11 protein-coding genes are annotated in these 10,417 nt (G+C 72.0%); 7 read left to right on the top strand and 4 right to left on the bottom strand.

From position 1 onward, the window contains the following. Positions 1-84 precede the first annotated feature (84 nt). From G3I54_RS10820 to G3I54_RS10845, 7 genes are all read left to right on the top strand, one after another. The gene (locus tag G3I54_RS10820) at positions 85-1,323 is read left to right on the top strand and encodes a MurT ligase domain-containing protein (RefSeq protein ID WP_164613495.1); all 1,239 of its coding nucleotides are present in this window, start codon (positions 85-87) and stop codon (positions 1,321-1,323) included. A 34-nt stretch (positions 1,324-1,357) separates the two neighbouring features. Continuing rightward, complete coding sequence (locus tag G3I54_RS10825) at positions 1,358-2,086, top strand: glutamine amidotransferase (protein ID WP_164613497.1); 729 nt, start codon at positions 1,358-1,360, stop codon at positions 2,084-2,086. A 174-nt stretch (positions 2,087-2,260) separates the two neighbouring features. Next, complete coding sequence (locus G3I54_RS10830; protein WP_164613499.1) at positions 2,261-3,286, top strand: 6-phosphofructokinase; 1,026 nt, start codon at positions 2,261-2,263, stop codon at positions 3,284-3,286. Positions 3,287-3,408: 122 nt separating this feature from the next. Beyond that, on the top strand, positions 3,409-4,359 hold the full coding sequence (locus G3I54_RS10835; RefSeq protein WP_164613501.1) for a cytochrome c oxidase assembly protein: 951 nt from the start codon (positions 3,409-3,411) through the stop codon (positions 4,357-4,359). Positions 4,360-4,425: 66 nt separating this feature from the next. After that, positions 4,426-4,584 (top strand): hypothetical protein, encoded by a 159-nt coding sequence (locus G3I54_RS38950; RefSeq protein WP_032785887.1) that lies wholly within the window; start codon positions 4,426-4,428, stop codon positions 4,582-4,584. Between the two features lie 203 nt (positions 4,585-4,787). Next, positions 4,788-5,504 (top strand): lysophospholipid acyltransferase family protein, encoded by a 717-nt coding sequence (locus G3I54_RS10840; protein WP_164613502.1) that lies wholly within the window; start codon positions 4,788-4,790, stop codon positions 5,502-5,504. Between the two features lie 65 nt (positions 5,505-5,569). Further along, positions 5,570-6,622, top strand: coding sequence for an NAD-dependent epimerase/dehydratase family protein (locus G3I54_RS10845; RefSeq protein WP_164613504.1), 1,053 nt, complete (start codon positions 5,570-5,572; stop codon positions 6,620-6,622). A 31-nt stretch (positions 6,623-6,653) separates the two neighbouring features. Here the strand turns inward: G3I54_RS10845 and G3I54_RS10850 are convergent, their stop codons facing one another. From G3I54_RS10850 to G3I54_RS10865, 4 genes are all read right to left on the bottom strand, one after another. Beyond that, positions 6,654-8,237, bottom strand: a complete 1,584-nt coding sequence (locus G3I54_RS10850) for an alpha/beta hydrolase (RefSeq protein ID WP_343240308.1) — start codon at positions 8,235-8,237, stop codon at positions 6,654-6,656. Between the two features lie 153 nt (positions 8,238-8,390). Continuing rightward, positions 8,391-9,185, bottom strand: coding sequence for an urease accessory protein UreD (locus G3I54_RS10855; protein ID WP_164613506.1), 795 nt, complete (start codon positions 9,183-9,185; stop codon positions 8,391-8,393). After that, a complete protein-coding gene (gene ureG / locus G3I54_RS10860) occupies positions 9,182-9,859 on the bottom strand; it encodes an urease accessory protein UreG (RefSeq protein WP_164613508.1) in 678 nt (225 codons plus the stop codon). The genes G3I54_RS10855 and ureG overlap by 4 nt, the downstream gene beginning before the upstream one ends. A gap of 59 nt (positions 9,860-9,918) precedes the next feature. Then, positions 9,919-10,417, bottom strand: a 499-nt coding sequence (locus tag G3I54_RS10865; protein ID WP_164613510.1) for an urease accessory UreF family protein, incomplete at its 5' end; no start/stop codon positions are given.

A 10,417-nucleotide genomic window follows, 5' to 3' on the forward strand; every position in this document is an offset into this window, starting at 1 on the left:
GGAGTTCCCGTGGTGCCGCGGTGCGGTCGCCGCGCCGGACATCGATAGGCTGGGCGCGGACCGATGCAAGGAGGATCTAGGACGATGGCAGGCAACACGGAGCCGTTGTCGCCGCGGGCCAAACTGGCCGTGACGGCGGGCAAGGCCGCGGCGGCGGTGTCACGCGCCGCGGGGCGGGGCAGCGGATCGGTGATCGGCGGCCGGGTGGCGCTCAAACTCGACCCCGACCTGCTGGGGCGACTGGCGCAGCACCTGGACGTGATCCTCGTGTCGGCGACGAACGGCAAGACGACCACCACACGGCTGATCGCCGAGGCGCTGCGGGCCGCCGGGCCCGTCGTGTCGAACGCGCTCGGCGCGAACATGCCCGCGGGCATCACCTCGGCGCTGGCCGGCGGCTCGGACGCGAAGTTCGGCGTGATCGAGGTCGACGAGAAGTATCTGGCGGGGGTGGCCCGGGACACCACTCCCAAGGCCATCGCGCTGCTCAACCTCTCCCGCGACCAGCTGGACCGCGCGGCGGAGACCCGGATGATGGCCGAGCACTGGCGCGAGGGCCTCTCCGGCTCGAAGGCCGTGATCATCGCCAACGCGGACGACCCGCTGGTCGTCTGGGCGGCCTCCTCCTCGGCGAACGTGGTGTGGGTGGCGGCCGGCCAGGCGTGGAAGGACGACGCCTGGTCCTGCCCGTCCTGCGGCGGTGTGATGCAGCGCCCGGGCGACGACTGGTTCTGCGGGCAGTGCGGCTTCCGCCGTCCCGCCCCGAGCTGGGCGCTCAACGGCGACTACGTCCTGGACCCGCACGGTTCGGCGTGGCCGATCCACCTCCAGCTGCCGGGCCGCGCGAACAAGGCGAACGCCACCAGCTCGGCGGCCGTGGCCGCCGTCTTCGGGGTGCCGCCGCAGGTCGCGCTGGAGCGGATGTACCAGGTGCAGGCGGTGGCCGGACGCTACGACGTCGTCACCTTCCAGAACCGTGAGCTGCGCCTGCTGCTGGCGAAGAACCCGGCCGGCTGGCTGGAGACGTTCTCGCTGATCGACCCGCCGCCGAAGCCGGTGATCCTCTCGGTGAACGCGCGCGGCGCGGACGGCACGGACACCTCCTGGCTGTGGGACGTGGACTACACCCAGCTGGCGGGCCACCCGATCTTCGTGCTCGGCGACCGGAAGCTGGACCTCGCGGTCCGTCTCGAAGTGGCCGGTCTCGACTTCCGGGTCTGCGAGACGCTCGACGAGGCCGTGCAGTACGCCCCGCCCGGCCGTATCGAGGTCATCGCCAACTACACCGCCTTCCAGGATCTGCGCCGTCGTGTCGGCAACTGACCTCGGCCCCGGCCACCTCCGGAGAGGACGAAGCATGAGCAACAACGGTCTGCGTCTGGTCTGGGTCTACCCCGACCTGCTCAGCACCTACGGCGACCAGGGCAACGCCCTGGTCGTGGAGCGGCGGGCCCGGCAGCGCGGTCTGGACGTGCAGCGCGTCGACGTGCGCAGCGACCAGCCGGTGCCGACGTCCGGCGACATCTATCTGATCGGCGGCGGTGAGGACCGGCCGCAGCGCCTCGCGGCCGAGCGGCTGCGCCGCGACGGCGGGCTGAGCCGGGCCGCGTCCAACGGCGCGATCATCTTCTCGGTCTGCGCGGGCTACCAGATCCTCGGGCACGAGTTCGTGAACGACCTCGGCGAGCGCGAGCAGGGTCTCGGTCTGCTCGACGTGGTCTCCACCCGGGGCGAGGGCGCGCGGTGCGTCGGCGACGTACTGGCGGACATCGACCCGCAGCTGGCGCTGCCGCAGCTGACCGGGTTCGAGAACCACCAGGGCGTCACCCATCTCGGCCCGACGGCACGGCCGTTCGCGCGGGTGCAGTTCGGCCGGGGCAACGGCACCGGGGACGGCACGGAGGGCGCGTACAACGACACGGTCTTCGGGACGTACATGCACGGTCCGGTGATGGCCCGCAATCCGCAGATCGCCGATCTGCTGCTCAAGCTGGCCCTCGACGTGAACGCGCTGCCGCCCACCGACGACCGGTGGTACGACGCGCTGCGCGCCGAGCGGGTCGCCTCGGCGACACAGCCCGCCTGAGGCGTTTTCCGCTCGCTTGAGCGATGTCCGCCTGAGGCGTTTTCCGCTCGCCTGAGCGGAGTCCAGCTGGCGGACGGCCGGTTCGGTCCCGCCACCCTGCGCCGGTAGGGTGGCGGGGATCCAACCGGACGACGTGGTCCGGTCGTCGACCCACGTTGCAAAGGTTTTCGGGCCATGCGCATTGGCGTACTCACCTCCGGCGGCGACTGCCCCGGCCTCAACGCCGTCATCCGTTCCGTCGTGCACCGCGCGGTGGTGGACCACGGCGACGAGGTCATCGGCTTCCACGACGGCTGGAAGGGCCTGCTGGAGTGCGACTACCGCAAGCTCGACCTTGACGCGGTGGGCGGCATCCTGGCCCGCGGTGGCACGATCCTCGGCTCCTCCCGCGTCCAGCCCGCGCATCTGCGCGACGGTGTGGAGCGGGCCCGCGGCCATGTCGCGGACCTCGGCCTGGACGCCATCATCCCGATCGGCGGCGAGGGCACCCTCAAGGCCGCGAACCTCCTCTCCGAGGCCGGTCTCCCGATCGTCGGCGTCCCGAAGACGATCGACAACGACATCGCCTCCACCGACGTCACCTTCGGCTTCGACACCGCCGTCGGCGTCGCCACCGAGGCGCTGGACCGGCTGAAGACCACCGCCGAGTCGCACCAGCGGGTGCTGATCGTCGAGGTCATGGGCCGGCACACCGGCTGGATCGCCCTGCACTCCGGTATGGCCGCCGGCGCCCACGCCATCGTGGTGCCCGAGCGCCCCTTCGACATCGACGAGCTGACCGAGCTGGTCGGCAAGCGCTTCTCGGCGGGCAAGAAGTTCGCCATCGTGGTGGTCGCCGAGGGCGCCAAGCCGCGCGAGGGCTCCATGCAGTTCGAGCAGGGCGTCAAGGACATCTACGGCCACGAGCGGTTCGCCGGGGTGGCCACGCAGCTCTCCGGGGAGCTGGAGCAGCGGCTCGGCAAGGAGGCCCGCCCGGTCATCCTCGGCCATGTCCAGCGCGGCGGTACGCCGACCGCGTACGACCGGGTCCTGGCGACCAGGTTCGGCTGGCACGCGGTGGAGGCGGCGCACCGGGGCGAGTTCGGGATGCTGACCGCGCTGCGCGGCACCGACATCGTGATGGTCCCGCTGGCGGAAGCGGTCGAGACGCTGAAGACGGTCCCGGCCGAGCGGTACGCCGAGGCGGAGTGCGTGCTCTAGAACACCTCGTCAGGACACGTCGTCCAGAACTGCCCCCGGCCGCAAGCGCGGCCGGGGGCAGTTCTACGCTGTACCGGACAACCGGCACGAAACGGGGACGTGTCCCCATCGGGAGTGAACAGATGGATCACAGCGGGCACGGCATGAACATGGATCTGCCGCCGTTCACGCTGGGACGGGGGCTGGAGCTCTCCGTCGACCCGTTCTTCCTGACCGGCTGCATCCTGGCGCTCGCCCTGTACGGGTACGGCGTGGTGCGGCTGCGTCGGCGCGGGGACGGCTGGCCGGTGAACCGGATCGTGTTCTTCACGGTGGGCGTGCTGAGCATCGCGCTGGTGATGTGCACCAAGCTCAACGACTACGGCATGGTCATGTTCAGCGTGCACATGGTGCAGCACATGGTGATCAGCATGCTGTCGCCGATCCTGCTGCTGCTGGGCGCCCCGGTGACGCTGGCGCTGCGCGCGCTGCCGCCGGCCGGCCGGGGCCGGACCGGGCCGCGTGAGCTGCTGCTGAAGCTGCTGCAGAGCCGGTACATGAAGATCATCACGCATCCGGTGTTCACGATTCCGCTGTTCATCGCGAGCCTGTACGCGCTGTATTTCACGCCGATCTTCGACTTCCTGATGGGCTCGAAGCCCGGCCACATCGGGATGATGGTGCACTTCCTCGCGGTCGGCCTGGTCTTCTTCTGGCCGATCATGGGCGTGGACCCGGGTCCGCACCGGCCCGGCTATCTGATGCGGATGCTGGAGCTGTTCGCCGGGATGCCGTTCCACGCGTTCTTCGGGATCGCGCTGATGATGGCGTCGACGCCGATGGTGAAGACGTACGAGAATCCGCCCGCCTCGCTCGGCATCGACGCGCTGAGCGACCAGAACTGGGCGGGCGGCATCGCGTGGGCGTTCAGCGAGATCCCCTCCGTGCTGGTGCTGATCGCGCTGGTCTTCCAGTGGTACAACTCCGAACAGCGTGCCGCCCGGCGCTCGGACCGGGCCGCGGACCGCGACGGTGACAAGGAGCTGGCGGCGTACAACGCCTATCTCGCGTCTTTGCAGGCGCGCGGACAGTAGCGCCGGGGGCGCATCCGGGGTGACCATGGGGACAACGGCCGCGCGGCCGACGAGGAGCGTGCGCGCATGTCCGGATCGACGAAGACCATGGGATACATGACCGTCGGGGCACTGGTCGCGGTGACCGCGTACACCGTGGCGCTGGGAAGCAGCGGCTGGCTCTGGTTCGGCTGGGTGGTGCTGGGCCTGTGCACCCTCGGCATGCTGGCCACCCAGGACACCTGACCGCCACGGGCGCCCACGAGGACACCTGACCGCCGCGGCGGGTGACCACGTCTGACGGGCCCGGAGACGGGTACGAGCCGGGAGACCGGTTCGCTACGGTCGCACGGTGGTGCCGGGGCTCTACGCTGTAGGGCCTCGGCACCATCATGACCTGGTAGTACGCAGTCCTGAGTCGGCCCGGCAGAGCGAGGTGCACCCGCAAGGTGTTTTATTACGTCCTGAAGTATGTCGTGCTGGGGCCCGTGCTGCGGCTGCTGTTCCGTCCCCGTATCGAGGGCCTGGAGAACATTCCTACGGGCGGCGCGGCGATCGTCGCGGGCAATCACCTCTCCTTCTCCGACCATTTCCTGATGCCGGCCATCATCAAGCGCCGGATCACCTTCCTGGCGAAAGCGGAGTACTTCACGGGCCCGGGGATCAAGGGCCGGCTCACGGCGGCCTTCTTCCGCAGCGCGGGCCAGATCCCGGTGGACCGGTCCGGCAAGGACGCGGGGCAGGCGGCCATCCGCGAGGGGCTCGGCGTCCTGAGCAAGGGCGAGCTGCTGGGGATCTATCCGGAGGGCACCCGCTCGCACGACGGCCGGCTCTACAAGGGCAAGGTCGGGGTCGCGGTGATGGCGATCACCGCGCAGGTTCCGGTGATCCCCTGTGCCATGGTCGGCACTTTCGAGATCCAGCCGCCCGGCCAGGTCGTGCCGAAGATCAAGCGGGTCGCGATCCGCTTCGGCGAACCGCTGGACTTCTCCCGCTACGCGGGCATGGAGAACCAGAAGGCCGCGATCCGGGCGGTGACGGACGAGATCATGTACGCGATCCTCGAACTCTCCGGCCAGGAGTACGTGGACGAGTACGCGGCCAAGGTGAAGGCGGCCGAGCAGGAGGCCGCGCCGCCGAGGAAGTTCCCGAAGCTGCGACGCTGAGCGCGAATACGCCACCGGCAGAGCGGCCTCGTCCGGATGGGCCCGCTCCCCCTAGCGTCGGCCGCATGAGCAACGGACACGCATGGGTGCTGGGAGCGACGGGCCAGATCGGGCGGGCCACCGTCCGCGCGCTGGCCGCCGACGGCTGGGAGGTCACGGCGGCCTCGCGCGGCGGGGGCCGGGACGAGAGCTGGGACGCCGGGGTACGGGCGGTGGCGCTCGACCGGGACGAGGAGGGGGCGCTGGAGAAGGCGCTGGGCGAGAGCTGTGACGTGCTGGTCGACATGGTGGCGTTCGACGGCGCGCACGCCCGGCAGCTGACCGGGCTGGCCGGCCGGATCGGCTCGGCGGTCGTGATCTCCAGCGGCGCGGTGTACGAGGACGAGCGGGGCCGCAGCTTCGACACCCAGGCCGAACCGGACGGCTTCCCGCGCTATCCGGTGCCGCTGCCGGAGAGCCGGCGCACGGTGGCCCCGGGGGACGCCACGTACGGCACGCGGAAGATCCTGCTGGAGCGGGAGCTGCTGGCGGCGGGCGAGGCGCTACCGGTGACGCTGCTGCGCGCGGGCGCGGTCCACGGCCCGTACTGCCGGACACCGCGCGAACTGTACTTCGTGAAGCGGCTGCTGGACGGGCGGCGGCGACGGGTGCTCGCGTACGGCGGGGAGAGCCGCTTCCACCCGGTGCATGTGTCCAACGCGGCGGAGCTGATCCGGCTGGCCGCCCACAGGCCGGGGTCGCGGGTGCTGAACGCGGCGGACCCGCAGGCGCCGACGGTCGCGGAGATCGCGTCGGCGATCGACGCGGTGCTGGGGCGGGAGACGGAGACGGTGCTGATCGACGGCCCGGTGCCCGAGGGGCATGTCGGCGAGACGCCGTGGAGCGGCGCGCATCCCGTGGTCTACGACATGACGGCCGCCGGGGAGCAGCTCGGCTACCGGCCGGTGATCGGGTACGCGGAGTCGCTGCCGGAGACGGTCGAGTGGCTCGCCGGGGAGCTGGCGGGGCGCGACTGGCGGGAGGCGTTCCCGAAGATGCTCAAGAGTTACGGCGAAGGGCTCTTCGACTACGCGGCGGAGGACGCCTGGCTGGCGGCGTACGACCGGGGCCGCCGCTGAGCGGGCCCCGGTCGTACGGCTCCTGAGTGCGTTACGGCTTCGGTGCGGCGTGCGGGGTGCACGTCACATCGTGCCGGTCGGTCTTCCCGGTGAGCAGGTAGGCGTCCACCCGATCGTTGACGCAGGGGTTGACCAGTCCGGTGACGCCGTGGGAGCCGGCGTCCTTCTCGGTGATGAGCCGGGAGCCCTTGAACCGCTTGTGCAGTTCGACCGCGCCCGCGTACGGGGTGGCGGCGTCGCGGGTGGACTGCACGATGAGGACGGGCGGCAGGCCCTTGCGGGTCTGCACGTCCAGCGGGGTCTGCGACTTCGCCGGCCAGGTGGCGCAGGGCAGGTTCATCCAGGCGTTGGCCCACGTCATGAACGGATACTTCGCGTGCAGCCGGGTGTTGTCCCGGTCCCAGGTGCGCCAGTCGGTGGGCCACTGGGCGTCGGCGCACTCGACGGCGTTGTAGACCGCGTTGCCGTTCTCGGCGGCGGCGTTGCCCGCGAGGTCGCTCATGTCGGGGGCCGCGGCGTCGATCAGGGCCTGGGTGTCACCGGCCCGGTAGGCGCTCCAGGTCTTGGCGGTGGGGGCCCAGGCGGAGTCGTAGTACGGCGCGCTCTGGAAGAAGCCGATGAGCTCGGCGGGGCCGAGGACGCCCCCGATGGGCTCCTTCTTGGCGGCGGCCCGCAGCTCCAGCCAGGCCTTCTCGACCTTCTGCGGGGTGTCGCCGATGCCGTAGACGGAGTCGTGCTTCGCCACCCACGCCTTCCAGTCGTCCCAGCGTGACTGGAAGGCGATGTCCTGGTTCAGGTTCGCCCGGTACCAGATGTTCTTCCGCGAGGGGTCGACCACGCTGTCGACGACCATGCGCCGTACGTGGGTCGGGAAGAGCGTGCCGTAGACGGCGCCCAGGTAGGTGCCGTAGGAGACGCCGATGAAGTTGAGCTTCTTCTCCCCGAGCGCGGCCCGGATGACGTCCAGGTCGCGTGCCGTGTTCGGCGTCGTCATATGCGGCAGCATCGCGCCGCTGCGCTCGCCGCACCCTTCGGCGTACTCGCGGGCCAGCTTGCGCTGGGCGCGCTTGTCGGCCTCGCTGTCGGGGACCGGGTCGGCCTTGGGCGCCTTGACGAACTCCTGCGGGTCCACGCAGGAGATCGGGGCCGAGCGGCCGACGCCTCGCGGGTCGAAGCCGACGAAGTCGTACGCCTTCGCGGTCTTCGTCCAGAGCGGGTTCTTGGTGGTGATCCGGGTCGGGAAGCGCAGTCCGGAACCGCCGGGGCCACCCGGGTTGTAGAGCAGGGCGCCCTGCCGCTCGCGCTTCGTGCCGGTGCTGACGTGCCGGTCGACGGCGATCTTGATCTTCTTGCCGTTCGGCTTCGCGTAGTCGAGCGGCACCGTCACCCGGCCGCATTGGATGGGGGCGGTCAGGCCCCAGTCCTCCGGGCAGTCCTTCCAGTCGATCCCGGCCTTCGCCGCCCGCTGCGCCGCTACGGCGACCCCGCGCGCCTCGGCGTCGCCCCGGCCGTGGTGACGGCCGTCGGCGCTCGCCGCGGGTGCGGCCATCGCCCCGGCTATGAGCGTGCCCGCGACGAGAGCCCCGGCCGAGCCGAGCACTGTCGTACGTCTCACGTGAATCCCCCTTCATCCGATCCGCCGCCGAGGGGGCGGCGTGGTCATCGGTACGTCGCGGGGATCCTTTCGTCTGTGGGGCGCCCGGGGCCAGGGCGTACACCTGTTTCTTTACCGAACCCATAACCGGTGAAGGAAGTTCGCTGAGCGGACTCAGCCGGCTCCGTCGCCGTGATCGGCCTTCAGTCCGTCCAGCAGCTCGCTCGTCGCGTCGTCCAGGATCCCGCGCAGCAGGCGGGCGTCGGCGGCCACCGCGGTCACCAGGACGGCGGGTCCGGCGAGCGGGGTGAGGGCGGCGGTGGGGCCGAGGAGGCGTGCGGGGAGCGGGGCGTCGTCGAAGGCCGGGTCGGCGAGGAGGAGTTGGCCTACGGCCCGGTGGCCGCCGAGGACGGCGGGGCCGTCCCAGCCTCCGGGGGCGCCGGGCCCGTAGGCCAGCTGCTGGTCCAGGAGCGGGCGGCCCGCGCGGTGGACGGTGAGCCGGGTGGTGAGTCCGCCGGTGGGCTCGCCGTGCCGGCCGAGGATCTGCTCCTCGCGCAGCAGCAGGCGGCCGGTGGCGGCGAGTCGGACCCGGGTGGTCTGGCGCAGGTCGCTGCCGTGGGCGGAGACGAGCTGTTCGGGCAGCCAGTGCAGGAGCGCCCGCTCCCCCACGGTGAGGTCCACGGTGTACGTGGAGGGCCCGCCGTCCGCCCGCGCCCCGGGCAGGGCGACGGTGGCCGCCGCCGCGTCCACGGTGAGGCGTGCGCCGTCGGCGACCTCCGCCTCGATCGCCAGGCGGTCGCCGTTCAGCGGGGCGCTCATCGCGCCGACCACGGTGACCCGGGCGTACGTGGCCCGAGGCGAGCGGGTGCGGCGCAGGGCGAGCGGGCCGTCGCTCTCCAGGACGGGCAGGGCGGTGCCGCCGCGCCCGTCGGGCTCGGCGCGCAGCCGGGCCCGCGCGCGGACGCTCACGCGGTCCAGGCGGCGAGCTGTGCGCGCACCCAGTCGGCGACCGGGCCGACGCCCTCAGCGGAGGTCAGCGAGGTGAAGGCGACCGGGAGTTCGCCGCGCTGCTTCTTGGCGTCCAGGGCCATCCGCTCCAGGTCGGAGCCGACGTACGGGGCGAGGTCCGTCTTGTTGATGACCAGGAGGTCGGCGGTGGTGACGCCGGGGCCGCCCTTGCGCGGGATGTCGTCGCCGCCCGCGACGTCGATGACGAAGATCTGCGCGTCGACCAGGCCCTTGGAGAAGGTGGCGGTGAGGTTGTCGCCGCCGGACTCGACGAGGATCAGGTCGAGCGGGCCGACCGCGTCCTCCAGGTCCTCGACCGCTTCGAGGTTGGCGGAGATGTCGTCGCGGATCGCGGTGTGCGGGCAGGCGCCGGTCTCGACGGCCTGGATCCGCTCGGGCGGCAGGACGGCGTTGTTCAGGAGGAAGTCGGCGTCCTCGCGGGTGTAGATGTCGTTGGTGACGACGGCGATGGAGATCCGGTCGCGCAGTTCGCGGCAGAGGGCGGCGACGGTGGCCGTCTTGCCGGAGCCGACGGGTCCGCCGAGGCCGATGCGCAGGGCGCGCCGGGTGCCGTCGGGGCGGGTGGCGTCGGCGCTGACGGCGGCGGGGCCGTCGTGGGTGTGGCCGAGGTGCATGGGGGCTCCCTGTGATGGTCGAGCGGGTGACTACGAGGCTGTGGTGATCGGGCGGGTGGTTACGAGGCGAAGAGGCGGACCGGCCAGGCGGCGTGCGCCTCGGCGGTGATGTCGAGGAGTGGGGCGGAGGCGGCGGGCAGGGCGTCGATGCCCTGCCGGGCTGCCTCGGCGGCCTGTTCGGCGACCCGGTCCAGCTCGGGGGCGAGCCGGGCCAGGACGGCGGTGGCGTGGAAGGGGTCGAGGGAGAGGAGGCGGACGACGGCGGTGGCGGGGCCGCTGACGGTCTCGTACGCGACACAGTGCGCGGCGTCCACGGGGCCCAGGCCCGCCGCCCGCGCGGTGAGGCCGAGGACGACGGGCTGGTGGGCGCCGCGCGGCCGGGCCAGGGCGAGCGCGTCCAGTTCGGGGCTCGGCCAGGTGGCGCGGGCGGCCCGCATCATCTGGCGGCCCAGCTTGCGGGCGGTGGTCCGCAAGGCCGGCGAGGGCGTACGGGCGTCGGCGGCCTCGTCCAGGGCGAGCGGGTCGAGGCCGTGGGCCGCCGCCGCGGCGAGGGCGGCG

The organism is Streptomyces sp. SID14515, from assembly GCF_010548505.1.
In the GTDB taxonomy this organism is placed as follows: Bacteria; Actinomycetota; Actinomycetes; order Streptomycetales; family Streptomycetaceae; genus Streptomyces; species Streptomyces caviscabies.

What these genes read in the sequence shown, in the direction of transcription:
- G3I54_RS10820 (WP_164613495.1), top strand. Translation starts at nt 85, where the DNA reads ATGGCAGGCAACACGGAGCCGTTGTCGCCGCGGGCCAAACTGGCCGTG.
- G3I54_RS10825 (WP_164613497.1), top strand. Translation starts at nt 1,358, where the DNA reads ATGAGCAACAACGGTCTGCGTCTGGTCTGGGTCTACCCCGACCTGCTC.
- G3I54_RS10830 (WP_164613499.1), top strand. Translation starts at nt 2,261, where the DNA reads ATGCGCATTGGCGTACTCACCTCCGGCGGCGACTGCCCCGGCCTCAAC.
- G3I54_RS10835 (WP_164613501.1), top strand. Translation starts at nt 3,409, where the DNA reads ATGGATCACAGCGGGCACGGCATGAACATGGATCTGCCGCCGTTCACG.
- G3I54_RS38950 (WP_032785887.1), top strand. Translation starts at nt 4,426, where the DNA reads ATGTCCGGATCGACGAAGACCATGGGATACATGACCGTCGGGGCACTG.
- G3I54_RS10845 (WP_164613504.1), top strand. Translation starts at nt 5,570, where the DNA reads ATGAGCAACGGACACGCATGGGTGCTGGGAGCGACGGGCCAGATCGGG.
- ureG (WP_164613508.1), bottom strand. Translation starts at nt 9,859, where the DNA reads ATGCACCTCGGCCACACCCACGACGGCCCCGCCGCCGTCAGCGCCGAC.